Annotated in this window: 24 protein-coding genes; 22 read left to right on the top strand and 2 right to left on the bottom strand. The window is 64.9% G+C overall.

Annotated elements, in window-relative coordinates; translation table 11 throughout:
• Positions 1 to 12: 12 nt before the first annotated feature.
• From V8V93_RS14405 to V8V93_RS14395, 3 genes are all read left to right on the top strand, one after another.
• Positions 13 to 291, top strand: a complete 279-nt coding sequence (locus tag V8V93_RS14405; RefSeq protein ID WP_338667289.1) for a hypothetical protein — start codon at positions 13 to 15, stop codon at positions 289 to 291.
• 109 nt (positions 292 to 400) lie between these two features.
• The gene (locus tag V8V93_RS14400; protein WP_338667288.1) at positions 401 to 2,245 is read left to right on the top strand and encodes a UbiD family decarboxylase; all 1,845 of its coding nucleotides are present in this window, start codon (positions 401 to 403) and stop codon (positions 2,243 to 2,245) included.
• Positions 2,246 to 2,256: 11 nt separating this feature from the next.
• Positions 2,257 to 2,766: a hypothetical protein gene (locus V8V93_RS14395; RefSeq protein ID WP_338667287.1), complete on the top strand. Its 510-nt coding sequence runs from the start codon at positions 2,257 to 2,259 to the stop codon at positions 2,764 to 2,766.
• A gap of 65 nt (positions 2,767 to 2,831) precedes the next feature.
• On the opposite strand, the gene V8V93_RS14390 is transcribed toward V8V93_RS14395, so the two are convergent.
• Positions 2,832 to 3,233 (bottom strand): Hpt domain-containing protein, encoded by a 402-nt coding sequence (locus V8V93_RS14390; RefSeq protein WP_338667286.1) that lies wholly within the window; start codon positions 3,231 to 3,233, stop codon positions 2,832 to 2,834.
• On the bottom strand, positions 3,230 to 4,174 hold the full coding sequence (locus V8V93_RS14385; RefSeq protein WP_338667285.1) for a chemotaxis protein: 945 nt from the start codon (positions 4,172 to 4,174) through the stop codon (positions 3,230 to 3,232). The genes V8V93_RS14390 and V8V93_RS14385 overlap by 4 nt, the downstream gene beginning before the upstream one ends.
• A 227-nt stretch (positions 4,175 to 4,401) precedes the next feature.
• Between V8V93_RS14385 and V8V93_RS14380 the strand changes: the two genes are divergently transcribed.
• The 19 genes from V8V93_RS14380 (at position 4,402) to V8V93_RS14290 (ending at position 26,017) form a co-directional block, all read left to right on the top strand.
• A complete protein-coding gene (locus V8V93_RS14380; protein WP_338667284.1) occupies positions 4,402 to 7,347 on the top strand; it encodes an NAD-glutamate dehydrogenase domain-containing protein in 2,946 nt (981 codons plus the stop codon).
• 114 nt (positions 7,348 to 7,461) lie between these two features.
• Positions 7,462 to 7,818 carry an ArsR/SmtB family transcription factor gene (locus V8V93_RS14375; RefSeq protein WP_422394372.1) on the top strand — a complete coding sequence of 119 codons (357 nt, stop codon included), beginning with the start codon at positions 7,462 to 7,464 and terminating at the stop codon, positions 7,816 to 7,818.
• 77 nt (positions 7,819 to 7,895) lie between these two features.
• A complete protein-coding gene (locus V8V93_RS14370; protein WP_338667282.1) occupies positions 7,896 to 8,981 on the top strand; it encodes an SO_0444 family Cu/Zn efflux transporter in 1,086 nt (361 codons plus the stop codon).
• 119 nt (positions 8,982 to 9,100) lie between these two features.
• Positions 9,101 to 10,027, top strand: a complete 927-nt coding sequence (locus V8V93_RS14365; protein ID WP_338667281.1) for an ABC transporter substrate-binding protein — start codon at positions 9,101 to 9,103, stop codon at positions 10,025 to 10,027.
• A gap of 3 nt (positions 10,028 to 10,030) precedes the next feature.
• Entirely contained in the window at positions 10,031 to 10,765 is a 735-nt protein-coding gene (locus V8V93_RS14360) for an ABC transporter ATP-binding protein (protein ID WP_338667280.1), read from the top strand.
• On the top strand, positions 10,759 to 11,523 hold the full coding sequence (locus V8V93_RS14355; RefSeq protein ID WP_338667279.1) for an ABC transporter permease: 765 nt from the start codon (positions 10,759 to 10,761) through the stop codon (positions 11,521 to 11,523). The genes V8V93_RS14360 and V8V93_RS14355 overlap by 7 nt, the downstream gene beginning before the upstream one ends.
• Complete coding sequence (locus V8V93_RS14350; protein WP_338667278.1) at positions 11,490 to 12,509, top strand: PhoH family protein; 1,020 nt, start codon at positions 11,490 to 11,492, stop codon at positions 12,507 to 12,509. The genes V8V93_RS14355 and V8V93_RS14350 overlap by 34 nt, the downstream gene beginning before the upstream one ends.
• A complete protein-coding gene (ybeY, locus tag V8V93_RS14345) occupies positions 12,506 to 12,997 on the top strand; it encodes an rRNA maturation RNase YbeY (protein WP_338667277.1) in 492 nt (163 codons plus the stop codon). Before V8V93_RS14350 ends, ybeY begins: the two co-directional genes overlap by 4 nt.
• A 2-nt stretch (positions 12,998 to 12,999) precedes the next feature.
• On the top strand, positions 13,000 to 14,565 hold the full coding sequence (locus V8V93_RS14340) for a helix-turn-helix domain-containing protein (RefSeq protein ID WP_338667276.1): 1,566 nt from the start codon (positions 13,000 to 13,002) through the stop codon (positions 14,563 to 14,565).
• 129 nt (positions 14,566 to 14,694) lie between these two features.
• Positions 14,695 to 15,594 carry an ornithine carbamoyltransferase gene (argF, locus tag V8V93_RS14335; protein WP_338667275.1) on the top strand — a complete coding sequence of 300 codons (900 nt, stop codon included), beginning with the start codon at positions 14,695 to 14,697 and terminating at the stop codon, positions 15,592 to 15,594.
• A 25-nt stretch (positions 15,595 to 15,619) separates the two neighbouring features.
• Positions 15,620 to 16,852, top strand: coding sequence for an argininosuccinate synthase (locus tag V8V93_RS14330; protein ID WP_338667274.1), 1,233 nt, complete (start codon positions 15,620 to 15,622; stop codon positions 16,850 to 16,852).
• A gap of 3 nt (positions 16,853 to 16,855) precedes the next feature.
• Positions 16,856 to 18,241: an argininosuccinate lyase gene (gene argH, locus V8V93_RS14325; RefSeq protein WP_338667273.1), complete on the top strand. Its 1,386-nt coding sequence runs from the start codon at positions 16,856 to 16,858 to the stop codon at positions 18,239 to 18,241.
• Between the two features lie 142 nt (positions 18,242 to 18,383).
• Positions 18,384 to 20,429 (top strand): ATP-dependent zinc metalloprotease FtsH, encoded by a 2,046-nt coding sequence (gene ftsH / locus V8V93_RS14320; RefSeq protein ID WP_338667272.1) that lies wholly within the window; start codon positions 18,384 to 18,386, stop codon positions 20,427 to 20,429.
• 13 nt (positions 20,430 to 20,442) lie between these two features.
• Positions 20,443 to 21,282: a dihydropteroate synthase gene (gene folP, locus V8V93_RS14315; RefSeq protein WP_338667271.1), complete on the top strand. Its 840-nt coding sequence runs from the start codon at positions 20,443 to 20,445 to the stop codon at positions 21,280 to 21,282.
• Positions 21,283 to 21,291: 9 nt separating this feature from the next.
• Positions 21,292 to 22,041, top strand: a complete 750-nt coding sequence (cdaA, locus tag V8V93_RS14310; RefSeq protein WP_338667270.1) for a diadenylate cyclase CdaA — start codon at positions 21,292 to 21,294, stop codon at positions 22,039 to 22,041.
• Position 22,042: 1 nt separating this feature from the next.
• The gene (locus V8V93_RS14305; RefSeq protein ID WP_338667269.1) at positions 22,043 to 22,948 is read left to right on the top strand and encodes a CdaR family protein; all 906 of its coding nucleotides are present in this window, start codon (positions 22,043 to 22,045) and stop codon (positions 22,946 to 22,948) included.
• Positions 22,949 to 22,979: 31 nt separating this feature from the next.
• Entirely contained in the window at positions 22,980 to 24,332 is a 1,353-nt protein-coding gene (gene glmM, locus V8V93_RS14300) for a phosphoglucosamine mutase (RefSeq protein WP_338667268.1), read from the top strand.
• Between the two features lie 25 nt (positions 24,333 to 24,357).
• Positions 24,358 to 25,230, top strand: coding sequence for a UTP--glucose-1-phosphate uridylyltransferase GalU (galU, locus tag V8V93_RS14295; protein ID WP_338667267.1), 873 nt, complete (start codon positions 24,358 to 24,360; stop codon positions 25,228 to 25,230).
• 61 nt (positions 25,231 to 25,291) lie between these two features.
• The gene (locus V8V93_RS14290) at positions 25,292 to 26,017 is read left to right on the top strand and encodes a hypothetical protein (RefSeq protein WP_338667265.1); all 726 of its coding nucleotides are present in this window, start codon (positions 25,292 to 25,294) and stop codon (positions 26,015 to 26,017) included.
• Position 26,018: the final 1 nt, after the last annotated feature.

The following is a 26,018-nucleotide window of genomic DNA, read 5'->3' as shown; positions in this document are numbered from 1 at the left end:
GAGGACTGAACAATGCGTAAAATGTTAACGATGTCAAACAACTGCCAGGAATGCGTCTTCCACCACAAGAAGTGCATTCTCGGGCACCAACGCCCCTGGAACGCCGCGAGCTGCGACGACTATCAACCCTATTGCCTGGTGTGCAACTACCCCGAGGAGTTCTGCAACACCTGCCGCAACCTCGCTTCGCGCTGGATGAAGCCGTTGGACGAGGATTTGCTGTCGGGCTACAGCCAAGCGTCGCCCGAGCGGTACGCCTGCGTCTGGGAACCGCCCTCGGCCACGAACTAGCCCACGGCGGCTCCCGCTCCGAGGTTCCCGCGCTGCTCGATTCTCCGCTTAACTTTTCCGTCTTTTCCGTCTAGATTGGCTCGCCACAAGTCAACAAACGGGAACCGCAATGGGATACAGGAATACGCGTGAATGCCTCGAGGCCCTCGAGGCACGGGGAGACCTCGTCCGCATCGACAAGTGCGTGGACGCGAAGCTCGAGATCGGCGCCATCCAGCGCAGGGTCTTCCGGGCCAAGGGGCCGGCCCTGCTCTTTGGCAACGTCCGGGGCTGCCGGTTCCCCATGGCCGCCAACCTCTACGGCACGCGGGAGCGCATGCGCTTCCTCTTTCGCGACACCGTGGAGACGGTGGAGCGGCTGATGAAGCTGAAGCTCGACCCCATGGAGTTCCTGCGCCGTCCGTGGCAGTATCTCGGCGCGCCCAGGACGGCCTGGCACACCCTGCCCAAAAAGGTCTCGGACGGGCCGGTCATGGCCAACGAGACCGTGGTGTCCAGCCTGCCGCAGCTCCAGTCCTGGCCCATGGACGGCGGCCCCTACGTGACCCTGCCCCAGGTCTACACCGAGGACCCGGCCGCGCCGGGCTTCGCCGGGTCCAACCTGGGCATGTACCGCGTCCAGTTGTCGGGCAACGACTACGTCCGCGACCGGGAGGTGGGGCTGCACTACCAGATCCACCGGGGCATCGGCCACCATCATGCCGAGGCCCTGCGCCGGGGCGAGCCGCTCAAGGTCAACATCGCGGTGGGCGGCGCGCCGTCCATGACCCTGGCCGCCATGATGCCCCTGCCCGAGGGGCTGGCCGAAATCTTTTTCGCCGGCGCGCTGGGCGGGCACCGCATCCCCATGGTCGTGCGGCCCGGCGGGCTGCCCATCTCGGCCGAGGCGGACTTCTGCATCTGCGGCACCGTGGTCCGGGGCGGGGAGAAGCCCGAGGGGCCCTTCGGCGACCACCTGGGCTATTACAGCCTGGCCCACGATTTTCCGGTTCTCAGGGTGGACAAGGTCTATCACCGCGACGACGCGGTCTGGCCGTTCACCACGGTGGGGCGTCCGCCGCAGGAGGACACGCTCTTCGGCCAGTTCGTCCACGAACTGACCGCCGAACTGGTGCCGTCGGTCTTCGCGGGTGTGCACGAGGTTCACGCCGTGGACGCGGCCGGGGTGCACCCGCTGCTCCTGGCCGTGGGCAGCGAGCGCTACGTGCCGTACGCGGCCGAGCGCCAGCCCCAGGAACTGTTGACCAATGCCATGGCCCTGCTCGGCAACACCCAGACCTCGCTGTCCAAATACGTGCTCATCGCGGCCCGCGAGGACCTGCCGCAGGGGGTGGGCTGCCACGATGTGCCCGCGTTTTTCCGCCATCTGCTGGAGCGGGCGGACCTGACCCGCGACCTGCATTTCATCACCCGGACCACCATCGACACCCTGGATTACTCGGGCATCAGCCTGAACCAGGGCTCCAAGCTGGTCCTGGCCGTGGCCGGGAACCGCAAGCGCGAACTGGCCGCCGAGGTCCCGGCCGGGCTCGACCTGCCGCGCGGCTTCCGCGATCCGAGGGTCTTCGCGCCGGGAATTCTGGTCGTCAAGGGCCCCAAGCACCGCCGCAAGCGGGACCAGCAGGACCCGGCCCTGGAGCGGCTGGGCGCGATGTTGGCCAAGGTTCCGGGCATCGAGGGCTTTCCCCTGATCGTGGTGGCCGACGACGCGCGTTTCACGGCCCAAGACTGGGACAACTTTCTGTGGGTGACCTTCACCCGCTCCGATCCGGCCACGGACATCTACGGCGCGGGCGCGTTCACCCACGCCAAGCACTGGGGCGCGGACAAGGCCCTGGTCGTGGACGCCAGACTGAAGACCTACCACGCGCCGCCGCTTGAGGACGACCCCGAGGTGGAAAAGCGGGTGGACGAACTGGGCGCCAAGGGCGGCCCGTTGCACGGAATCATCTAACGGAGAACCACATGGACGAAAAAGTCGCACAGGAATTGAAACTCGCCTTTGCCCTCGACCTCTACGAAACCGTCAAGGCCGCCCGGAAGAACCGGGATGAGCACGTCTTTCGGCACACCATGGCCGAGGAGGGCGGGCAGATGGTCTTCGTGGGCATGTTCCCCAAAAAGGACCTCATGGAGATGCCGAACATGACGGAGGAATTCGCGGCCCGCCTCCAGACCTTCAACCTGCTCGGGGTGGTTACGGACGGAAAGTCTGGCCTGGACATGTTCTACCTGGGCGGGATGAACAAGCCGTACACCACCCTGAATAACGGGCGGGACCTGGCCAGGACGCTGATCGACGAGCCGGTCTTCTCCTTTCTGGAGATGTATTTCAAGATCAAGGGGATGATGCTGGACTTCCGGATCCTGACCTACGACGAGTTCGTCAAGGCCGTGGAGAGCGAGGTCTTCAAGAATACCTCCTTCTCGCGCATGAGCGAGGCCCAGGAGCTCCTTGCGACCCTGGAAAACTAGTCGCCGGCACCATGAAATAAAGCGGCCGCGCCCCTTGGGGCGCGGCCGCTTTTCGTTCGGTGTCGTTATTCCCCTTGCAGGGTCTTCTGGACGGCCACTTCGAGCATGTGCGTGTGCAGCCGGGTGGAGATGGTGTCGCTGCGCTCGATGTTTTCGATCAGCTCGCGGAGCTTGTCCACGGATTCGAGGCAGGCGGTGACGATAATCTCCGAGGGGGCGATCTGCTTCTTGCGGATCATTTCGAGGACGTTTTCGAGCTTGTGGGCCAGATCCTCGATGGTTTTCAGCTTGAGCAGGTTGGAGCCCGCCTTGACCGAATGGGCGTCGCGGAAGATGGAATTGATGATCTCGGGGTCGCAGTCTTCGCCGCAACTCTCCAAATGCAACAGACCCGACTCGATGGCATCGAGCCGATCCGCTGTCTCTTCGAGAAAGATTTCGAGGACTTGGTCGCCTCGCTGTATCAATCCGCACCACCTTCGATGAGTTCGAGCGCCACTTGCGGTATGGTGTGCAGGTCGGGCTTGGATATCTGCATGTCCGCGCCCACCGACTCGCCCTTGTGCCGCAGTTCGTTCGTGATGATGGAAGAGTACAGTATAACGGGGAGGTTGCGCAAGACCGGATCCTGCTTGATGTTCTTGGTCAGGCTGAATCCGTCCATGAGCGGCATCTCGATGTCGGAAATGACCAGGTCCACGTATTCGGTGATGTCCTTGCCCTCGGCCTCGGCCCTGGCCTTGAGATCCAGGATGGTACGCAGGGCCTCGTCGCCGTTGTTGGTGATGATCGGCTGGAAGTTGGCCTCGGTCAGATTGGCCTTGATCATGGCCCGGATGGTGGCCGAGTCGTCGGCCACGAGGACCTTGTACTCGTTTTCGGACACGGCCATCTCCACGCCGTCGTCGGGCTCGAACTGGGACAGGATCGTCTCCAGGTCCAGGAGCTGGACGAAGTATTCGCCCTTGTCGATGAGGCCGATGATGGCGTCGGTGTTGGTGGAGATGATGCTCGACGGCGGGATGACTTTCTCCCAGCCCACGCGGTGGATCTCGGTCACGCCCGAGACCAGGAATCCGGTCACGGACTTGCTGAATTCGGTGACGATGACGATGTCCCGCTCGGTCTTGGGCATGTTCAGCTCCAGCCAGACGGACAGGTCGAGGACCGGGAGGATGAGGTCGCGCAGGGGGATGGTCCCCATGAACGAGGGGTGGGGGGCCGATTCGGGCGGTTCGAGGTTGGGGGTCTCGATGACCTGCATGACCTTGGCCACGTTGATGCCGAAGAAATTGGGAACCGGGTCCTTTCCTTCCTCGCGGATCTCGTTGATATAGAACTCGAGTATTTCGAGCTCGTTGGTTCCCGTCTCCAGAAGGATTCCGGTATCGATGGCGCTCTTACTCATATCCCTACTCCCTTATCGGATGTTCTTTCCTGGGTACCCATACCCGTCTGCATACGCTGTCGCACATTTTATGTCCACGCCATTAGATTGATAAGTAAGACATTTATAATGTGTTGGCACCATCGGACGGCCGGGTTATGGGGTTGACGCGATGGCTTCGCCCATGCACAAGAGAGACACGTGGAAAAGTTACCCAAACGGAAGGGAGATGCATGATGGACGGAAATATGTCTGTTGACCCGGCAAAGATTCGGAAAAAGCTTCTCGAGACCCTGGATGAATCGGCGGCCAAACTGGTTCCGTGGTTTTACGGCGACATGCCCGAATACTATTTCCAGACCCACGGCGAAGACGAGCAGATCAAGCACCTGATGGCCCTCATCTCCGGCATGGTCCGCGAGGAGAAACAGTCCATCGCCCTGCACAGCCCGTGCGGGGCCAGGGTGACGCACATCTCCCCGAGCGGGGATATGGACACCCTGGGCTGGGTGCTCAAGCAGTACCGCGACAAGGACATCCAGCACGCGCGCATCTATTCCAGCCGGGACGACACCATCCGCCTGGACACCTTCGTCATCGGCCCGCAGCCGCTGTGCGCGGCGGACAACGCGGGCGTGAAGGAGGTCCTGGAAAAGGCCCGTGCCGGAGAGATGCACCTCGACCCCGGCGACCTGAACGGGTTCGAGCAGTTCCTCGGCTGGATCAGCGAAGATTACATGGAGAAGTTCGAGCCCGCCCGGGCCATACGCCACTTCAAGACCTGCGGCTGTGTGGAGAACGTGGAGCGGGTCCAGGTGCAGCTCGAAAAGGACGTCCATCCCGGCTTCGACCGTATCGGCATCGCCATGGCCCAGCCGCCGAAAAAGGGGGTGCTGCACACGGTGGTCAACGTCATCGCCCGGGCGGGCATTCCCGTGGACCGGGCCTATGCCGACGAGTTCGAGCGGCCCGGACTGCCCGCCATTTCCATCATGAGCTTCTACCTCGACCAAAAGCGCGTGAACCTGGACGAGGGCGGTGAACCGTGGCGGAAGCTCAAGCGCCAGCTCGAGATGTGCAAGTGGTTCGCGCCGCACGGCCTGGACGCCCTGGCCTACGAGGACGGCTGGGAGCTCGGCCAGGTCATGCTCATGCAGGCCGCGGGCGAATTCGCCCACCAGTTCCTCATCCGCAAGGATCTGCACGCCTACACCTCCTCGCGCATCGTCTACGCCATCCTCAAGCACAGGGACGTGGCCGGGATGCTCATGGAGTACTTCGACATCCGCTTCAATCCGGCGTTCGCGGGCGACCGGGCCAGGGCCGTTCGCGACCAGCGCGACCGCGTCCGCGCGGCCATACGGGACGTGGACAACGCCATCCACCGCGACATCCTGACCTACATCTACAAGTTCTTCCGCTACACCCTGCGGACCAACTACTACCTGGAGCACAAGCTCGGATTGAGCTTCCGCCTCGACCCGCTCATCCTGGCCCCGCTGCCGCGCAGGGAGCGGCCCTTCGGGCTGTACTGCTTCCACGGCCCGTATAGCTGGGCCTTCCAGGTGCGCTACCGCGACATGGCGCGCGGCGGCGTGCGCGTGGTCCGGACCTGGAGCCAGGAACAGTTCGAGGTCGAGTCCAACCGGCTGCTCGACGAGGTCACCAAGCTGGCCCGCGCCCAGCAGTTCAAGAACAAGGACATCCCCGAGGGCGGCTCCAAGGCCGTCATCCTGCTCGGTCCCGAGGGGGACATCGACCTGGCGCTCAAGTCCATGGTCGATTCCTTCCTGGACCTGCTGGTCGTCCCGGAAGGGGCGGAGGGCTTCGTCCAGCCCGGCATCGTGGACTATCTGAACCGCGAGGAGATCATCTTCCTGGGCCCGGACGAGAACATCACCCCGGCGCACATCCAGTGGATGGCGGACCGGGCCGCCCGGCGCGGCTACAAGTGGCCCAGCGCCTTCATGAGTTCCAAGCCCGGTGCGGGCATCGCCCACAAGCAGTACGGCGTGACCTCGGAAGGGGTCATCGTCTTCGCCGAGGAGTTGCTGCACACGCTGGGCATCGACCCCAGGAACCAGCCGTTCACGGTCAAGCTGACCGGCGGCCCGGCCGGGGACGTGGCCTCCAACGTCATGCGCATCCTCATGCGCGAGTACGGCGACAACGCCCGGATACTGGCCATGTCCGACGGCCACGGCGCGGTCTACGACCCGGACGGCATGGACCACGCCGAACTGCTCCGGCTCATGGACAACGATCTGCGGACTTCGGATTTCAACAGGGACCGGCTCAAGGGCGAGGGGGCTTTCGCGGTCACTGCGGCCGAGCCCCAGGGCATCCGCATCCGCAACGCCTTGCACAACACGGTGGTGGCCGACATCTTCATACCGTCCGGGGGCAGGCCGGACACGGTGAACATGACCAACTGGAAGGAGTTCCTGCAAAAGGACGGCACGCCCTCGGCCAGGGGCATCGTCGAAGGGGCCAACATCTTCATCTCGACCGATGCCCGCGTCATGCTCGAAAAGGCCGGGGTCCCGGTGGTTCCCGGCCCGTCGGCCAACAAGACCGGCGTGATCTGCTCGTCCTACGAGATCCTGGCCGGGCTCATCCTGAGCGAGGAGGAGTTTTTGGGCATCAAGCAGGACTACATCGCCCAGCTCCTGGACATCCTCCGGCTGCGGGCCCGGTCCGAGGCGCGCCTGCTCATGCACGAGTACAAGCTGTCCGGCGGGCGGCGGACCATCACGCAACTCTCCTATGCCCTGTCCGAGTCCATCAACACCCTGGCCGACCACGTGGACGCCGTGCTCACGGAATCCGTGGACAGGGTGGCCGACGACCCGGAACTGGTCGAAGTCCTGCTGTCCTACTGCCCGGACGTACTGGTCGAAAAATACCGCGACCGGATCGTGAACGACCTGCCGAGGCCTCACCAACTGGCCCTGCTGGCCTCGTTCATCTCGGCCAGGATGCTCTACCAGGAAGGCTTGGGCTGGGCCGACCGGCTGGTCTCCCTGCGCGACGTGCGCGAGGTGGTCTTCGGCTACCTCGCACAGGAGAAGGTCGTGGCCGGGCTCATGGCCGAGGTGCGCGGCGCGGGCCTGCCCCACGCCGAACTCATAGACCGCATCCTGGACTTCTCGGGCCGCAAGCTCCTGACCCTGGACCGTCTCGGGCTGGGGTAGGGCGGAAGGTGCGACAATGCCCGGCATCCCCGTCACGGGGGTGCCGGACTTGACAAGCGAGGTGTCTGTACGTATTGTTATAACAAATGAGTGATTATTCATGTGAGGGAAGAAATGTCGAATATTGCTTGCAGTGATACCGAGCAGCACGCAGAGAATGTCGCTGCCGCCCGAGAGTCCATGCTCTCCGAACGGGAATTCCTGTTCCTGGCCGAACTGTTCAAGGCCTTGGGGGATTACACCCGCGTGCGCATTCTGTTCGCCCTGTCCATCGGCGAACTCTGCGTCTGCGCCCTGGCCGAGGTCCTGGACATGTCCCAGTCGGCCATCTCCCATCAGCTCAGGCTGCTTCGAGCCGCCAAGCTGGTGCGCTACCGCAAGGAGGGCAAGAACGTTTTTTATTCCCTGGACGACGACCACGTGCGCAACCTGGTCTCCCAGGGATTGGACCACATCAAGGAAGAGGCGTAGCCCGCCTCCTCCTTTTTTTTTGTCCTTTTCTATGAATAGGTATTCACTTGTGAATAAAATGTCTTTGTAGGTTTTGTATGGTCGATATCGTCGTCAATGTCCTGGTCGAGTCCTGGAACGTGCTGGTTGAGGCCGCACCGTACGTCCTCTTCGGGTTTTTCGTGGCCGGTCTGCTCAAGGGGTTCGTCCCCGATTCGTTTATGGCCCGCCATCTGGGAGGCAAGTCTGTGGGCGCGGTGCTCAAGGCCGCCGTCATCGGCGTGCCGCTGCCGCTTTGCTCCTGCGGCGTGCTGCCCGCGGCCCTCGGCCTGCGAGGGCAGGGCGCCAGCAAGGGGGCGACCACGGCCTTCATGATCTCCACGCCCGAGACCGGGGTGGACTCCATGGCCGTGACCTACGCCCTCATCGATCCGCTCATGACCGTCATCCGGCCCGTGGCCGCATCCATTACCGCCATCTTCGCCGGGGTGCTGATCAACGCCTTCCCGGACGACAAGGACGAACCCCGGTCCCTGGCCGGACTGTCCGACGGCGCGGCGGCCTGCACCGGCTGCGGCTGCGGCGGCTCCTGCGCCGTGCCCCCGCCGCCCACCTTCAAGGGCCGGTTCTCGGCGGGCATGCGCTACGCCTTCGGCGAGATGATCGAGGACATCGGCCGCTGGCTCCTGGTGGGCGTGCTCATCGCCGGGGTCATCTCGGCAGCTATCCCGGCGGACGCCGTGGACCGCTGGGTGGGCACCGGCCTGTTCTCCTACCTGGCCATGCTCGTGGTGGCCCTGCCGCTGTACGTCTGCGCCACGGCCTCCACGCCCATCGCGGCTTCGCTCCTGCTCAAGGGGCTCTCTCCGGGCGCGGCCCTGGTCTTCCTCCTGGCCGGGCCGGCCACCAACGGCGCGACCATCACGGTCATGCTCAAGACTCTGGGCAAGCGGGCCGCCGGGCTCTACGTGGCCTCCATCATGGTCTGCTCCCTGGTCCTGGCCTGGGCCACGGACCACCTGTACGCAGCGCTTGGCCTGGACATCCGGGCCACGGTCTCGGACGTGGGCGAGTTGCTGCCCCACTGGGTGGGCGTGGCCGCCGCCGTGCTCACGCTGGCCCTGGTGGCCAAGAGCTTCCTGGGCTCCTTCCTGTCCGGTGATTCGCACTCCCACGGCGGCTGAGGCTAGCATCGGGGCCGGTCGGTTCCCGCATTTCGGACGCGGCGGCAACGGGCTGTCGCGTCTTTCTTTTCTCGGCGCATCATGCTAAAAGCCCGCCAGCAAATCCAAGGGGAATCGGAATGAAGAAAATCCTGCTCGCCCTGGCCGTAATCCTGGCCCTGGCCACCACGGCCCAGGCCGAGAACATCAAGATCCGCTTCGGCATCCTGCCGGTTATCGACACCCTGCCGTTGCAGGTGGCCGAGAAGGAAGGGCTGTTTGCCGAGCACGGCCTGGACGTGACCCTGGTGCGGTTCATGTCCGCGCTGGAGCGCGACATGGCCATGCAGACCGGCCAGATCGACGGCTACTTCGGCGACCTGGTGGCCACCTACCTGCTCCTGGACCGGGGCGTGCCCATGCACATCGCCCTGACCTCCTGGCGGACCACGCCGGGTTATCCCATGTTCGGCATCGCCCTGTCGCCCGCCAACCGGGACAGGGACCTGGCCGGGATGGGGGGCCGCACCCTGGCCCTGTCCAAGTCCACGGTCATGGAGTTCCTGGCCGACAAGCTGGAGGACCACCTCGGGGTGAAGCACGATTATTTCGAGCGGCTGGAGGTCAAGAAGATGCCCATCCGGTTGCAGATGCTCCTGACCGACCAGGTGGACTCGGCCCTGCTGCCCGAGCCGCTGCTCTCCCTCGCCCGGCTCAAGGGCGGCAACGTCCTGGCCACGGCCGAGGAACTGGACCTGCCGCTGACCGTGCTCTGCCTGCACAAGCGCTATTTCGAGAACGGGGGCTCGGCCTACGGCGAGTTCCTGGCAGCCTACGGCGAGGCGGTCCGGCGGCTCGCCGAGAACCCGGAGAAGTACCGCGCGCTCATGGCCGAGACCTGCCGCATCCCCAAGCCGCTCGTCTCCCAGTTCCCGGTCTATCCCTTCCCGGCCCCCGCGCTGCCCGCCGCCGCGGAGCTGAATGAGGTCCAGGACTGGATGATCGCCAAGGGGTTGCTCAAAGAACGGGTGCCCGACGCCGCAGCCCTGCCGCCCGCGCATAATTAGCTCATGTTGACCGCCGAGAACCTGGGTAAATCCTATGACGGCAGGACCGTCATCACGGACGTCTCCTTCAGCCTTGAGCAGGGCGAGACCCTGGCCGTGGTCGGCCCGTCCGGCTGCGGCAAGACGACCCTGCTCTATCTGTTGAGCGGGCTGGCCGCACCGGACACCGGGCGCGCGCTGCTCGGCGGCGAGCCCATCACCGGCCCGACCTCGGACATCTCCATCATTCTCCAGGATTACGGCCTGCTGCCCTGGCGCACGGTCATCGACAACGTGGCGCTCGGCCTCAAGGTCCAGGGCGTTGGCCGCAGGGAGCGCATCGAGCGGGCGCGCGCCCAACTGGCCGAGGTCGGCATCACCGGACGCGAAAACGATTATCCGGCCAACCTTTCGGGCGGGGAGCAGCAGCGGGTGGCCATCGCCCGCGCCTTCGTCACCCGGCCCCGGCTGACCCTGCTGGACGAGCCCTTTTCCTCCCTGGACGCCCTGACCCGCGAGCGGCTGCAACTGGCCCTGCTCGAGGCGTGGCAGGCGCGCAGGGTGCCCTATGTCCTGGTCACCCATTCGCTTGAAGAGGCGGTCATGCTCGGCCAAAAGATCATGGTCATGTCCGCGCGTCCGGCCCGTCCCGTGGCCGTGTTCGACAACCCCGGCTTCGGCGATGCGCACATCCGCGACACCGAGGCGTGCTTCGCGCTTCTGAGGGAGCTGCGCCACACCGTGGAGGCCCAGTGGTGAGGCCTGTGGGCGCCATCCTGCGCTACGGCCTGGTCATCCTGGTCGTGGGCGTGCTCTGGAAGCTGACCGCCGTGGCCCTGGGCGGGGTCATCCTGCCCAACCCCGAGGACGCCCTGGCGGCTCTGGGCCAGGCCATGACCACGCAAATCTTCTGGGAGCACTTCGGGGTCAGCCTGTACCGCTCGGTGACCGCCATGGCCCTGGCCTGGGTCACGGCTTTTCCTCTCGGCCTGGTCATGGGCAGCGTCAAGCGTGTGGACGACCTCCTGGCCCCGTTCGTCTTCCTGACCTATCCGGTCCCAAAGATCGTGCTCCTGCCCGTGTTCCTGCTTCTGCTCGGCCTGGGCGACACCTCCAAGATCGCCATGATCGCGCTCATCCTCGGCTACCAGATCCTGGTCACCACCCGCGACGGGGTGCGCTCCATCCATCCCAAGTACTTCGATTCGGTCCGCTCCCTGGGGGGCTCGAACATGGACGTCCTGCGCGAGGTCCTGCTCCCGGCGGCGCTCCCGCACGGGTTCACGGCCCTGCGCCTGGGCACCGGCGTGTCCGTGGCCGTTCTTTTTTTCGTTGAATCCTTTGCCACCACCAGGGGGCTGGGATATATGATCATGGACGCCTGGGGGGCCATGGACTATCTGACTATGTTCTCCGGCATCCTCGGCATGTCGATCATGGGCGCGGCCCTGTACGAGGTCGCCAACGTCCTGGAACGCAAGACATGCAAGTGGATGTTCTTGCGCGCCAAGGAGTAATTCCGGAGGAAATCGTTCTGCCCGTCACCAAGCTTGAATTCGACGACGGCCATATGGCCAGCCAACTTTTCGGTCCCCACGGCCAGCATCTGAAACTCCTGGGCGAACGCATCGGCGTGCGTATCGAGAGCCGGGGCAACACCCTGGTCATCCACTCCCCGGAGGGGGAGGAGCAGAAGGGCGATCTGGCGGCCCAGGTCCTGACCCAGCTCTACGCCATGATCCGGCGCGGCAAGTCCGTGTACCCGCAGGACGTGGACTTCGCCTGCCGTATCCTCGAGCGCCAGCCCTCGGCCGACGTGTGCGAGGTCTTCAAGGGCGACGTCTACGCCACCTCGGCCAAGCGGACCGTGTCGCCCAAGTCCCTGAACCAGCGGGAATATCTCGACGCCATCCGCGAGTCGGACATGACCTTCGGCATCGGCCCGGCGGGCACGGGCAAGACCTACCTGGCCGTGGCCATGGCCGTGGGCGCGCTGACCCGCCGCGAGGTCAAGCGCATCGTCCTGACCCGTCCGGCGGTGGAGGCGGGCGAGAAGCTCGGCTTCCTGCCCGGCGACCTGGCCGAGAAGATCAACCCGTACCTGCGGCCGCTCTACGACGCCCTGCACGACATGCTCGATTTCGCCAAGGTCCAGGATTACCAGGAGTCCGGGGTCATCGAGGTGGCCCCGCTGGCCTTCATGCGCGGGCGCACCCTGAACGACGCCTTCATCATCCTGGACGAGGCCCAGAACACCACGCCCGAGCAGATGAAGATGTTCCTGACCCGGCTCGGCTTCGGATCCAAAGCCGTGGTCACCGGCGACGTCACCCAGATCGACCTGCCGGTCCACGCCAAGTCCGGCCTGCTCCACGCGAGGCGCATCCTCGAAGGGGTCAAGGGCGTGAAGTTCATCACCTTCGACGAGAAGGACGTTATCCGCCACCCGCTGGTGGGGCGTATCGTCCGGGCCTACGACGCCCATGAGGGCAACGAACAATGAGCGTGAGCGGCCCGGTGGAGATCGTCAGGGAGACCCGGCTCGACCCGAGGTTCCCCTTGTCCCGGTCCGAACTCGGGGCGTTGGCCGCGATCCTGCTGGACGCCTTGGGGCTCACCGGCCGCACCTTCGAGCTCCAGTTGGTGGATGACCGCGAGATCGCCCGGCTCAACCGCGAATTTCTGGGCTGCACCGGCCCGACCAACATCCTCAGCTTCCCGGCCCATGACTCGGAGGACCCCGGCAAGGACGGGAGCGGAGAGGTCGGCGAACCCGGCGACCAAACCTTTCTCGGCGAGCTGGCCCTGTCCGTGGACGCCCTGGCGCGGGAGACCGACCTGTACGGCCAGGCCCCGCTGGAGCACCTGGCCCGGCTGTTGGCCCACGGGCTGCTGCACCTGGCCGGGTTCGACCACGGCGAAGTCATGTTCGACATGACGGACGCGGCCGTGGACCGGGTCCTGGACGAATACGCGGAGGCGGCGGGGTAGATATGCGCGGCATCCGAGGCAAGCAGCTGTACAATTTGCTTTTTTACGGCGTCATCTTCGCGGTGGCGGCGGTGGGCTCGCTGGCCTACATGGGGGTGCGCGAGATCCGTCACGACGCGGCCATGGTGGCCGTGGAGAACTCGGCGCGCGGCTTGTCCGGCGCGGTGACCGTGCTCCTCAACGCGGTGCGCAACTCCAACCAGGAGATGGGCCAGGGGCTGCTCAAGAGTCTCAAGCCCGCCGCCCTGCGCAAGGAGTTCGGCGCGGTGCTCAAGGACCACCAGAACCTGGAAGCGATCATGCTCAGCGACGGGCAGGGGCTGCGCTACCTGCTCACCCGGCGCTTCGGCGGCATGGTCGAGGCCGTGCCCGACGACCTGCACACCGTTCTGTCCTGGACCCTGCTCAAGGACGGCAAGGCGGGCGACAAGCCCTTCCTCGGCTGGAAGATGGACCTGGCCCAGGTGGACACCGTCCTGTCCGACGAGTTCAGCCACCTGGAACCGGGCCAGGTCAACTGGCGCAGCGCCAACCGCTTCCACCACGTCAACGTGGCCTGGATCACGGCCTCCTCCCTGGTGGAGTCGGGCTCGGGCCAGCGGCTGATGCTCTCCTTCGCCTTTCCGGCCGAGGCCATCCTGTCCCAGCTCAGCGGGGCGGAACGTGGCGGGGCGGAGCGGATTTTCCTCTACTGGGGCGACGGCCGGGCCATGCCCGTGAGCGGGCTGGGCACCGACGTGTCCCCGGACCTGGCCGGACAGGCCCTGACCCCGGACAAGTTGCCCGACCCGGTGGTCCGCAAGGCCGTGTCCGGGCTGGCCGCCCTGGAGGACGGAACCCCGGACAAGCCGTTTTCCTTCACCTCGGGCGGCGAGACTTGGTGGACCTGGGCCATGCCCCTGTCCATCTTCGGCGACACGCTTTCCCTGGGCGTGGCCGTGCCGCGCCAGAACGTCCTGTCCACCCTGACCAGCGACTCCTTCCTCCAGGCCGGCGCCGTGGTCCTCATCCTCATGGCCTTCGGCGTGCTCTTCATCCTGCACCGCAGCCGGGGTCGCATCGAATCCCTGGGCATGCGCCGCGAGGCCGCGACCACCGCGGGCGAGGTCATCGACCTCATCCAGACCGGGGAGGGCGGCAGGCTGGAGTTCAAGCAGACCCTGCGCTTCAATATCAAGTCCGGCAAGAACGGCAAGGAGATCGAGCACGCCTGCCTGAAGACCGTGTCCGCGTTTCTCAATTCCGAGGGCGGGACCCTGCTCGTCGGCGTGGCCGACGACGGCACCGTGACCGGTTTCGACGAAGACAACTTCGACAGCGATGACAAGGCGCTCCTGCACTTCAACAACCTGGTCGACCGACACATCGGCACCGAGTTTTCGCGCTACATCGACAGCCGGGTCATCGAGGTGGGCGAAAAGCGGGTCCTACGCGTGCACTGCATTCCGGCCCCGGTCCCGGCCATCCTGGACGCGGCCAAGGGCGAGGAGTTCTACGTGCGCAGCGGGCCGGCCAGCCGGTGCCTGACGCTCAAGCAGTTCCACGACTGGCTCGGCAGGCACCAGTAGCCGCGCACCCTTGGCCCGCCTTGGGTTCCCGGATTTCCGGCGGCCAAATTCCTTTACATTCAAATTAATATGGGCCAAACTCCATCTCTTTCCTGATATCATGGCAATCGATGATGGAGTAAACGTACGATGCCCAAACATTTTCTGACCATTCTGGACATCCCCAGGGATGAAGTGAAGCAGGTTATCCTGCGCGCCAAGGAGATGAAGGACGCCAAGGTCCGCACCGATCTCCTGGACGGCAAGACCGTGCTGCTGATTTTCGAAAAAGCGTCCACCCGGACCCGCGTGTCCTTCGAGGTGGGCGTGCGCCAGTTGGGCGGGGACCCGGTGTTCATCGCCGCCCGCGACTCCCAGTTGGGGCGCAGCGAACCGCTCAAGGATACCGCCCGTGTCCTCTCCCGATACGCCGATGGGCTCGTCGTGCGAACCTTCGGCCAGGAGAAGCTGGAAACCCTGGTCGATTACGGCGACATCCCGGTGGTCAACGCCCTGACCGACGAATACCACCCGTGCCAGGTCATGGCCGACGTGCTGACCATGTTTGAACGCACCCCGGACCTGGACAAGGTCAAGGTGGCCTGGGTCGGCGACGGCAACAACATGGCCCACTCCTTCATCAACGGCTCGGCCGTTTTCGGCTACGAGCTGCGTCTGGCATGCCCCGAGGGGTACAAGCCCGACCAGGCCATCCTGGACAAGGCCGTCAGCCTCGGCGCCAAGATCACCCTGACCGAAGACCCCAAGGCCGCCGTGGCCGGGGCGGACTACGTCAACACCGACGTGTGGGCGTCCATGGGCCAGGAAGAGGAGCAGAAAAAGCGCGAGGCCGCCTTTGCCGGGTACATGGTGGATGAGTCCCTCATGGGCTTGGCCGCCCCGAACGCGAGCTTCATGCACTGCCTGCCCGCCCACCGCGGCGAGGAGGTCTCCGAGTCCGTCTTCGAGTCCCCGGCCTCCATCGTCTGGGACCAGGCCGAGAACCGGCTCCACGCGCAAAAGGCGATCCTTGAGTGGATCTTTAAATAATTCGATCAAGTACGAGGAATATACAATGCAGAAAATAGATAAGGTCGTGCTCGCTTATTCGGGCGGGCTGGACACCTCCATTATTCTCAAGTGGCTGAAGAACAACTACGATTGCGACGTGATCTGCATGACCGCCGATCTCGGCCAGGGCGAGGAGATGGACGGCATCGAGGCCAAGGCGCTCAAGACCGGCGCGGTCAAGGCCTACGTGGAGGATCTCCGCGAAGAGTTCGTACGCGACTACGTCTTCCCCATGTTCCGGGCCAACGCCCTGTACGAGGGCCGCTACCTGCTGGGTACGGCCATCGCCCGGCCGTTGATCTCCAAGCGCATGGTCGAGATCGCCGAGATGGAGGGCGCCCAGGCCGTGGCCCACGGCGCCACCGGCAAGGGCAACGACCAGGTTCGGTTCGAGCTGGCCACCATGGCCCTGAACCCGAGGCTGACGACCATCGCCCCGTGGCGTGAGTGGGAGCTCAAGTCCCGCACTGACCTGATCAATTTCGCCAAGGACAACGAGATCCCCATCCCGGTCAGCCGCAAGAAACCGTGGTCCATAGACGCGAACCTGCTGCATACCTCGTTCGAGGGCGGCGAGCTGGAAGACCCGTGGAACGCGCCCGGGCCGGACTGCTACCGGAACATCACCCCGCCCGAGAAGTGCCCGGACGAGCCCGAGGAGATCACCATCGACTTCGAGGCCGGCGACCCCATCGCCATCAACTCCGTGAAGTACTCCCCGGCGGCCCTGCTGGCCAAGCTCAACGAGTTGGGCGGCAAGCACGGCATCGGCCGGGTGGACATGGTGGAGAACCGCTTCGTGGGCATGAAGTCCCGCGGCGTGTACGAGACCCCCGGCGGGACCATCCTGGCCGCCGCCCACCGCGACCTGGAAGGGCTGTGCATGGACCGCGAGATGATGCACCTGCGCGACTCTCTCATTCCCAAATACGCCGAGATGGTGTACTATGGGTACTGGTTCTCGCCCGAGCGCGAGGCCCTGCAGGCCATGATCGACAAGTCCCAGGAAAAGGTCACCGGCACCGTGCGGGTCAAGCTGTACAAGGGCAACTGCGTGCCGCTGGGCCGCAAGTCCCCGTTCTCGCTTTACAATTCCGAGCTGGCCACCTTCGAGGAAGACTACGTGTACGATCAGGCCGACGCCGCCGGATTCATCAAGCTGGTGGGCCTGCGCCTGAAGGGCCGCATGCAGCAGTCCAAATGGGGCGGGAAAGAGACCGAAGACTCCTGCGAGTAAGCCATGGCAGACAAGAAGATGTGGGGCGGGCGGTTCGCACAGGGAACCGCCGCGTCCATGGAGGCGTTTTCCGAATCCGTGTCCTTTGACCGGCTTCTTTACGCCGAGGATATACGCGGCTCCCAGGCCCATGCCCGGATGTTGGCCAGGCAGGGTTTTCTGACCGCCGACGAGGCCCGGGCGATCTGCGACGGCCTGGACAAGGTCAAGTCCGAGATAGAGTCCGGCGAGTTCGTCTGGAAGACCGAGATGGAAGACGTGCATATGAACGTCGAGTCCCGGCTGACCGAGATCATCGGGCCGCTCGGCGGCAAGCTGCACACCGCGCGCAGCCGCAACGACCAGGTGGCCCTGGACTTCCGCCTGCACGTGGCCGCGCGGTTGACCGTCTGGCAGGAGCACCTCGCCTCGGTCGTCACGGTCTTTGTGGACCGCGCCGAGGAGCACAAGGACACCATGCTGCCCGGCTGTACTCATTTCCAGCCCGCCCAGCCCGTGACCCTGGGCCAGCACCTGCTGGCCTACTGCCAGATGTTCAAGCGCGACTTTGAGCGCGTGGCCGACGCCCTGAAACGGGTCCGGGTCATGCCGCTCGGCGCGGCGGCCCTGGCCGGGACCACCCATCCGGTGGACCCGCAGGCCGTGGCCGACGACCTCGGGCTGCCCGCGACGTTCGCCAACTCCATGGACGCCGTGTCCGACCGCGACTTCGTGCTCGAAGCGGTGTTCGCGAGCTCCCTGATCATGGCCCACCTGTCGCGCATGTGCGAGGAGCTGATCATCTGGGCCAACCCGAATTTCGGTTACGTCAAGCTGCCCGACCAGTACTCCACGGGCTCCTCGATCATGCCCCAGAAGAAGAACCCCGACGCCTGCGAGATCATGCGCGGCAAGACCGGCCGCGTGGTTGGCTCGCTCATGGGGCTGCTCGTCCTGATCAAGGGGCTGCCCATGACCTACAACCGGGACATGCAGGAGGACAAGGAGCCGTTTTTCGACGCGGACCGCACGGTCACCGCCTCGCTGGGCATCATGGCCGACATGCTCCGGCTCATGGAGTTCGTGCCCGAAAAGATGGCCGAGACCGTCAAGCGCGGCTTCCTGAACGCCACGGAGCTGGCCGATTACCTGGCTGCCAAGGGGGTGCCCTTCCGCGAGGCGCACCACATCACCGGCGCGGCCGTGGCCTATGCCGAGGGCAGGGGCGTCGGCCTGGAGGATCTCGGGCTGGACGAGTTGAAGCGTTTTTCCGGCGAGATCGGGGAGGACGTTTACGCCGTGCTCGACTACTCGGCGGCCATCCGGCGGCGAATCACCCCCGGTGGCACTGGCCCGGAGTCGGTGGCGACGCAGATCAGGGCGTTGAGGGAGTGGCTCGGCACCCTGTAGGGAGTGTCTGTAATCCGAGTTTTTTTGCCGATTCACTTGATTTTTCAAACAACGGCATTACTCTAGATTCCTGAAATCGCGGCAACGCGACGTCAAGCGGGCCCCCCGGGCCGTTCAATTGACCCTTACGGAGGACTCTCCTTTGAACAATCATATGAAAAATCTTGTCATCTGGGCGATCATCTTCATCCTGATGGTTGTCCTCTTCAACCTTTTCAACCAGCCTCCGGTACCCAAGGATACGCCGTCCTACAGCGAGTTCCTGTCCATGGTGGACAGCGGCGCCGTGGCTTCGGTCAAGATCCAGGGCCCGAAGATCACCGGCGTGAAGAGCTCCGGCGAGTCGTTTCAGACCTACGCCCCGGACGATCCGAAGATGATCGAGACCCTCATTTCCAAGGGCGTCGAGGTCAAGGCCGAACCGCCGGACGAGTCGCCGTGGTACCTGACCCTGCTCCTGTCCTGGTTCCCCATGATCCTGCTCATCGGCGTCTGGATATTCTTCATGCGCCAAATGCAGGGCGGCGGCAGCGGCGGACGCGGGGCCATGAGCTTCGGCCGGTCCAAGGCCCGGCTGATCAACGAGGAGACCGCCAAGGTCACCTTTGACGACGTGGCCGGTGTGGACGAGGCCAAGGAAGAGCTTTCCGAGGTGGTCGACTTCCTGCGCGAGCCGCGCAAGTTCACCCGGTTGGGCGGCCGCATCCCCAAGGGTGTGCTCCTGGTGGGCAGCCCCGGTACCGGTAAGACCCTGCTGGCCCGTGCCGTGGCCGGCGAGGCCAATGTCCCGTTTTTCTCCATCTCCGGTTCGGACTTCGTGGAGATGTTCGTGGGCGTGGGCGCGTCCCGCGTGCGCGACCTCTTTGCCCAAGGCAAGAAGAACGCCCCGTGCCTGATCTTCATCGATGAGATCGACGCCGTGGGCCGCCAGCGTGGCGCGGGCCTGGGCGGCGGCCACGACGAGCGCGAGCAGACCCTGAACCAACTGCTCGTGGAGATGGACGGCTTCGAGTCCAATGAGGGCGTCATCCTGGTGGCCGCCACCAACCGTCCGGACGTGCTCGACCCGGCCCTGCTCCGTCCCGGCCGCTTCGACCGCCAGGTGGTCGTGCCCAATCCGGACCTGCGCGGCCGCGAGCGCATCCTCAAGGTGCACAGCCGCAAGACCCCGTTGTCCCCGGAAGTGAACCTGGAAATCATCGCCAAGGGCACCCCCGGCTTCTCGGGCGCGGACCTGGAAAATCTTGTCAACGAGGCGGCGCTGGGCGCGGCCAAGCTCGGCAAGGACTGGGTGGACATGAACGATTTCGAAGAGGCCAAGGACAAGGTCATGATGGGCGGCCGCGAACGGCGGTCCATGATCCTCTCCGAAGAGGACAAGAAGACCACGGCCTATCACGAGGGCGGACACGCCCTGGTGGCCAAGTTCCTGCCCGGCACCGACCCGGTGCACAAGGTCTCCATCATCCCCCGCGGGCAGGCGCTCGGCGTGACCATGCAACTGCCCGGCGAGGACCGCCACAACTATTCCAAGGAATTCCTGCGCAACAACATGGCCGTGCTCATGGGCGGCCGCGTGGCCGAGGAGGTCGTCCTGGGCCAGTTGACCACCGGCGCCAGCAACGATATCGAACGGGCCACCAAGACCGCCCACAACATGGTCTGCATGTGGGGCATGTCCGACAAGCTCGGGCCCATGAGCTTCGGCGACAACCAAGAGCAGGTCTTCCTGGGCCGCGAGCTCATCCACAACAAGAACTACGGTGAGGAGACGGCCAAGCTGATCGACTCCGAGGTCCGCCGGTTCGTGGAGGAGGCCCACGAGCGGGCCACCAACCTGATCAAGGAGAACCGCGAACTTCTGGACGCCATCGCCATGGCCCTGCTGGAGCGCGAGACCATCACCGGCCACGATATCGACCTGCTCATGGAGGGCAAGGAACTGCCCCCCGTGGAGCCGAACCACAACTCCGGTTCCGGCTCGTCCGGCGCAGGCGGCTCCGGCACCCCGTCCGGCTACACCGCCGACGGCCGGGCCGCCAAGGATTCGGGCCCCGGCTATGAACCCGTGAGCGAGAAATCCGGCGATTCCGAGAAGGCGTCCGGCGGTTCCGGCGACGACTTCATCCTCGACGACGGCGAGGGGGGCGGGACCGACGAGGACGACGGTGAGAACAAGCTGCAATAATCGGCAGACAATCATGAACGATACCACATGGACAGTTAAGGGGGGCAAGGTCTTGGGACCTGCCCCCTTCTTCATTGCCGGGATCGTCAACGTGACCCCGGACTCCTTTTACGACGGCGGGGCTCATCCCGACACGGCGTCGGGCCTGGCGCACGCTCTGGAACTCGCCCGGCAAGGCGCGCACATCCTGGACATCGGCGGCGAGTCCACCCGGCCGTACAGCGACCCGGTGGGCGAGGCCGAGGAGCTGGCCCGCGTCCTGCCCGTGGTCGAGGGGCTCGTTGCGGCCCGGACCTGCGCGGTCATCTCCGTGGACACCTACAAGGCCAAGGTGGCCGCCCGCTGCCTGGAGGCCGGGGCCGCCATCATCAACGACGTCTCCGGGTTCCGTTTCGAGCCGGAATTGCTGGATGTGCTCGTCGAGTACAAGCCCGGCTACGTGCTCATGCACTCCCTGGGCCGGCCCGAGGACATGCAGGACGAGCCGGCATACGACGACGTGGTCGGCGAGATCATGGCTTTTTTCGAGGAGCGGCTGGGGGTCCTGGAACGGGCCGGGCTGCCCCTGGACCGGGTCGTTCTGGACCCCGGCATCGGGTTCGGCAAGAAGCTGGAGCACAACCTGGCCATCCTGCGGGAGATCGGGCGGTTCAGCGAATTCGGCCTGCCGGTCTACATGGGACTGTCCAACAAATCCGTCTGGCAGGGGCTGGTCGGGGCCGAGCCGGGGCAGCGTCAGAACGCCACACAGGCGGCCACGGCCGTGCTCGCGGCCAAGGGCGTGCCCATCCATCGCGTCCACGAAGTGCAATTAACGCGACAGACATTGACCATAGCTCGTGAATTGGCGTAGTTAAAGCGCATGTTTGAGCTTTTCGGTATTCAAGTCACCTGGAGGGTCCTGCTCGACATCGGGCTGGTGGCCTTCATCTACTACAACATCATCGTGCTCGTCCGGGGGACCCGGGCCGCCGCCGTGCTCTACGGCCTGGTGGTCGTGCTGGTCGTCTACTACGTGGCCGAGAAGTTCAACCTCTACACCCTGAACGCACTGCTCGGCGAGTTCCTGACCTCCCTGTTTCTGGTGGTGGTCATCCTGTTCAAGACCGACATCCGCAAGGCGCTCGCCTCGGTGGGCACCCGGCGGTTCTGGACCAAGTCCGACGTGCGCGACGACACCCTGGACCAACTGACCCAGGCGGTCATGACCATGTCGCACACCTCCACAGGGGCGCTCATCGTCATCGAGAAGAACATGCCGCTGGGCGACATCATCGAGCGCGGCATCGAACTGGACGCCAAGGTCAACAAGGAACTCATCGAGACCATCTTCTTCGCGGACACCCCCCTGCACGACGGGGCGATCATCGTCCGCCGCGACCGCATCGTGGCCGCAGCCTGCATCCTGCCCCTGTCCAACAAGCTCCGGGGCCAGCCCATGTACGGTACCCGGCACCGCGCGGCGCTCGGCATCTCCGAGGGGTCGGACGCCATCACCGTCGTGGTCTCCGAGGAGCGGGGCGAAGTTTCCGTGGCCATGAACGGCCGCCTGACCACCAGCCTGGACGAGACGCGCCTGCGGCGCGTGCTCAAGAACGCTTTGGGGCGCTGATATGTTGCGAAACTGGCAAACCGTACTGCTGTCCATAGCCCTGGCCGTGTTCACCTGGTTCCTGGTTACCGGCCGGGAAGTGGTGGAGACCTGGGTGGACATGCCCGTGGTCATGACCAATCCGCCCGAGGGGCTGATCATCGAGGACGGGCTGGTGGACAAGATCCAGGTGCGGCTGCGCGGCCCCAAGGGGCTGGTCGGCAACCTTGCTTCCCAGAACCTGGTCTACCCGATCAACGTCAGCAACCTCAAGATCGGCGAGCAGGTGGTGGACATCGATCCGGCCAAGATTCCGCTGTCCTCCACCTACGAGATCATCGAGGTCCGGCCCAACCGGCTCCGGCTCACGGTGGACCGGCGTATCTCCAAGAAGATCACGGTGGAGGCCGCCTGGGCGGGCAACCTCAATCCCGACTACAAGCTGCAGGAGGTCACGGCCTCGCCCGACGTGGTCACCATCCGCGGGCCCGAGACCCTGCTCAGAAAGATTTCCAAGACCCGCGTGGTCCTGAAGGGCGACTTCCCCGAAGACGTGCCCCGGTCCTGGGCCGAGGATGTGGCCCTGGAGGTTCCCGACGAGATCGAGGCCTCGCCCGGCCAGGTCAACGTGGAGGCGTTTTTCGCACCCAAGACCCGCGAGATATGGGTCAAGGTGCCCATCGAGTACCAGGACCCCGAAGGGTTCAAGGTCTCGGTCCACCAGCGCTATGTCCGCCTGCTCATCGAGGGCCCGGTCTTCCTGTTCCACGACGACGAGTACCGCAAGTCCATCCTGGCTTCGGTGGTCTTCGGCGGCAAGGTGGCCGAGGGTAAGTTCGAGTTGAATTACGACGTGACCCTCCCCGAAGGGTGCAGGCTTGAAAAGAAGAATCCGGAGACGGTCACGACCGTCCTCAAGAAGAATTAGCCGCCACGCAGACGGCAAGTTGGAGTATCCCATGAAACAGAGGCTCTTCGGAACCGACGGCCTGCGGGGGCAGGGGAACATCTTCCCCATGACCCCCGAGATAGCGCTCAGGCTCGGCCTGGCCGCGGGCCAGTATTTCCGCAACGGCAACAAGCATCACCGGGTGGTCATCGGCAAGGACACCCGGCTTTCCGGCTACGTGTTCGAGACCGCGCTGACCAGCGGGCTGTGCGCCAACGGCATGGACGTCTTCCTGGTCGGGCCCATGCCCACCCCGGCGATCTCCTTTCTGACCCGGAACATGCGCGCCGATCTCGGCGTGGTCATCTCCGCCTCGCACAACCCGTTCATGGACAACGGCATCAAGTTCTTCGACCGCAACGGCTTCAAGCTGCCCGACGAAGTGGAGGATGAGATCAGCGAACTGGTCCTGGGCGAAGGCACCCAGTGGGATTACCCCCCGGCCGAGGAGGTGGGACGCGCCCACCGCATCAGTGACGCGCCCGGCCGGTACATCGTCTACCTGAAGAACAGCTTTTCCCAGCACCTGACCCTGGACGGGGTCAAGATCGTGCTCGACTGCGCCCACGGCGCGGCCTACGGCGTGGCCCCGTACGTGCTGGAGGAACTCGGCGCCGAGGTAGTCACCGTGGGCGTGGCCCCGGACGGCCTGAACATCAACCAGAAGTGCGGCTCCCTCTATCCCGAGGTCATCGCCCGGATGGTCGTGGAAGAGGGCGCGGACATAGGCATCGCCCTGGATGGCGACGCGGACCGGCTCATCGTCTGCGACGAGAACGGCCGCATCCTGGACGGCGACCAGATCATGGCCCTGTGCGCCTTGGAGTTGATGGAAAAGGGCGGGCTGCCGGGCAACATGCTCGTGGCCACGGTCATGTCGAACATGGCGCTCGAGCTGTTCATGAAGGAGCACGGCGGGCGGCTGCTGCGCACGGACGTGGGCGACCGCTACGTGGTCGAGGCCATGCGCCGCGAAGGCGCGGTGCTCGGCGGCGAACAGTCCGGACACCTCATTTTCATGGACCACGCCACCACCGGCGACGGGCTGCTGGCCGCCCTGCAACTGCTGCGCATCATGCGCGAGCGGGAGCGCCCCCTGTCCGAACTGGCCGGGCTGCTCGAGCCGTTCCCCCAGGTGCTCCGCAACGTCCACGTCAAGCGCAAGATTCCCTTTGACCAGGCCCCGGAGGTCCAGGAGGCCGTGCGCAAGGTGGAGACCGCCCTCGCGGGCAAGGGGCGCGTGCTCCTGCGCTATTCCGGCACCGAGGCGGTCTGCCGCGTCATGGTCGAGGGGGCGGACCCGGCCTTGGTGGAGCAGTTTACCGGCGATATCGTCCAGGTATGCGAGAAGTATCTGAAGTAGTAAACATTACACAGCGGAGGATCATATGGATATCACCAAAGCCGTCATCCCGGTCGCAGGCTGGGGCACCCGTTCACTCCCGGCCACCAAGAACGTCCCCAAGGAGATGCTGCCCATCTTCCGCAAGCCCATTGTGCAGTACATCGTGGAGGAGGGGATTGCCGCGGGCCTGAAGGATGTTGTCTTCATCACCAACCAGAACAAGACCATCATCGAGGACCACTTCGACCGCAACTTCCTGCTGGAGCAGCTTCTGGAGCGGGCCGGCAAGACGAGCATGCTCGAAGAGGTCCGGCGCGTGGCCAGTCTGGTCAACGTCATCGGCGTGCGTCAGAAGGAGCAGCTCGGCCTGGGCCACGCGGTGCTCACCGCCCGCGAGGTCTGCCAGAACGAGCCCTTCGCCGTCATGCTCGGCGACGACCTGATGTTCGGCGTACAGGCAGGCATCGGCGAGTTGCTCAAGGCCGCCAAAGAGACCGGCAAGGCCGTGGTCGGCGTCATCGAGGTGCCCAAGGCCAAGGTCAGCCGCTACGGCGTGATCAAGGGCGAGGCGATCGACTCGCACACCTACCGCGTGACCAACCTGGTGGAGAAGCCCAAGCCCGAGGAGGCCCCGTCCAACCTGGCCATCATCGGCCGCTACGTCCTGCTGCCCGAGATTTTCGACATCCTCGAGGGTCAGCGCGCGGGCGTGGGCGGCGAGATCCAGTTGACCGACGCGCTGCAGGGGCTGGCCGACCAGGACAAGCTCATCGCCGTCCGTTTGGCCGGGCAGCGATTTGACGCGGGCGACTGGGTGGAATATCTCACGGCCAACATCTACTTCGCCCTGCAGGACGAAGAACTGCGCGACGACCTCGTCAAGCGGTTGCAGGAACTGCTTTCCTGCTCTTCCTAACGCGCCATGAACCGGCGGGCGCGCGAGCGCCCGCCTTTTCGATCCGGAATCCAGAGAGAACATGAAGACCCTGTTGACGATACTTTTGGTGTGTCTGACCGCGCTTCCCTCCTTCGCCTTCGTGCCCGACGGCGAGGAGCTGGCCGCGCGGTTGCAGAAGAACTACGGCCCCATGCGTTCCTGGCAGGTCAAAATGACCTTCCCGGACTATCCGGGCGTGTCCGTGGACCTGTGGTACGCGCGCGGGAAGTGGCGTCAGCAGTGGCAGGCGGGCGACAAGGCCGTGGCCGTGGGCTCGCTCGGCAACGTGGCCGGGGCGTGCACCGCAGGGGACTTCCCCCTGTCGCCTCTGTTCGTCTGGATGGTTCCCAATCCGGTGCACACCTGGCAGTCCTGGGGCGTGGACGTGGCCTCGGGCAGCTACGGCTTCTGCGGCGAGGACCCGTGCCTCATGCTCGGCGCGGACCCGGCCGACGAGGACAAGCCGGCCATTTCTCTCAACAACGAGGACCTGGCCCCGCTCGCCATCCGCTATCCCTCGGCCTTGGGCATGATCAGCGTGGAATTTTCCGATTACCGGACCTATGCGGGCTACCGCGTGCCGCAGCAGGTCGTGGTCCGCTCCGGCCAGGGCGAACTCACGGCCCACGTGGAGTGGGTCCGGATCAACGGGGGGGACGGCGAGGAGCTCTATGCCCGCGACGCCCTCGACCCCACGCCGTGCGCCGAACCGCCCATGCCGTTCGACCTCCTGCGCCGGACCTTCCGCTATCCGCAGGCTAAGTAAT

It is taken from the genome of Pseudodesulfovibrio sp. 5S69 (genome assembly GCF_037094465.1).
Lineage (GTDB): Bacteria > Desulfobacterota > Desulfovibrionia > Desulfovibrionales > Desulfovibrionaceae > Pseudodesulfovibrio > Pseudodesulfovibrio methanolicus.
The sequence above is the reverse complement of the archived record's forward strand: the minus strand, read 5'-3'. Positions and strand labels throughout refer to the sequence as shown.

Excerpts from the sequence above, each read along its gene's own strand:
- V8V93_RS14395 (WP_338667287.1), top strand. The coding sequence starts at position 2,257 with ATGGACGAAAAAGTCGCACAGGAATTGAAACTCGCCTTTGCCCTCGAC.
- V8V93_RS14365 (WP_338667281.1), top strand. The coding sequence starts at position 9,101 with ATGAAGAAAATCCTGCTCGCCCTGGCCGTAATCCTGGCCCTGGCCACC.
- V8V93_RS14330 (WP_338667274.1), top strand. The coding sequence starts at position 15,620 with ATGCAGAAAATAGATAAGGTCGTGCTCGCTTATTCGGGCGGGCTGGAC.
- glmM (WP_338667268.1), top strand. The coding sequence starts at position 22,980 with ATGAAACAGAGGCTCTTCGGAACCGACGGCCTGCGGGGGCAGGGGAAC.
- folP (WP_338667271.1), top strand. The coding sequence starts at position 20,443 with ATGAACGATACCACATGGACAGTTAAGGGGGGCAAGGTCTTGGGACCT.
- V8V93_RS14400 (WP_338667288.1), top strand. The coding sequence starts at position 401 with ATGGGATACAGGAATACGCGTGAATGCCTCGAGGCCCTCGAGGCACGG.
- V8V93_RS14340 (WP_338667276.1), top strand. The coding sequence starts at position 13,000 with ATGCGCGGCATCCGAGGCAAGCAGCTGTACAATTTGCTTTTTTACGGC.
- V8V93_RS14360 (WP_338667280.1), top strand. The coding sequence starts at position 10,031 with ATGTTGACCGCCGAGAACCTGGGTAAATCCTATGACGGCAGGACCGTC.
- V8V93_RS14380 (WP_338667284.1), top strand. The coding sequence starts at position 4,402 with ATGTCTGTTGACCCGGCAAAGATTCGGAAAAAGCTTCTCGAGACCCTG.
- V8V93_RS14385 (WP_338667285.1), bottom strand. The coding sequence starts at position 4,174 with ATGAGTAAGAGCGCCATCGATACCGGAATCCTTCTGGAGACGGGAACC.
- cdaA (WP_338667270.1), top strand. The coding sequence starts at position 21,292 with ATGTTTGAGCTTTTCGGTATTCAAGTCACCTGGAGGGTCCTGCTCGAC.
- V8V93_RS14305 (WP_338667269.1), top strand. The coding sequence starts at position 22,043 with ATGTTGCGAAACTGGCAAACCGTACTGCTGTCCATAGCCCTGGCCGTG.
- V8V93_RS14290 (WP_338667265.1), top strand. The coding sequence starts at position 25,292 with ATGAAGACCCTGTTGACGATACTTTTGGTGTGTCTGACCGCGCTTCCC.
- ybeY (WP_338667277.1), top strand. The coding sequence starts at position 12,506 with ATGAGCGTGAGCGGCCCGGTGGAGATCGTCAGGGAGACCCGGCTCGAC.
- V8V93_RS14375 (WP_422394372.1), top strand. The coding sequence starts at position 7,462 with ATGTCGAATATTGCTTGCAGTGATACCGAGCAGCACGCAGAGAATGTC.
- V8V93_RS14350 (WP_338667278.1), top strand. The coding sequence starts at position 11,490 with ATGCAAGTGGATGTTCTTGCGCGCCAAGGAGTAATTCCGGAGGAAATC.
- V8V93_RS14370 (WP_338667282.1), top strand. The coding sequence starts at position 7,896 with ATGGTCGATATCGTCGTCAATGTCCTGGTCGAGTCCTGGAACGTGCTG.
- argF (WP_338667275.1), top strand. The coding sequence starts at position 14,695 with ATGCCCAAACATTTTCTGACCATTCTGGACATCCCCAGGGATGAAGTG.
- galU (WP_338667267.1), top strand. The coding sequence starts at position 24,358 with ATGGATATCACCAAAGCCGTCATCCCGGTCGCAGGCTGGGGCACCCGT.
- V8V93_RS14405 (WP_338667289.1), top strand. The coding sequence starts at position 13 with ATGCGTAAAATGTTAACGATGTCAAACAACTGCCAGGAATGCGTCTTC.
- argH (WP_338667273.1), top strand. The coding sequence starts at position 16,856 with ATGGCAGACAAGAAGATGTGGGGCGGGCGGTTCGCACAGGGAACCGCC.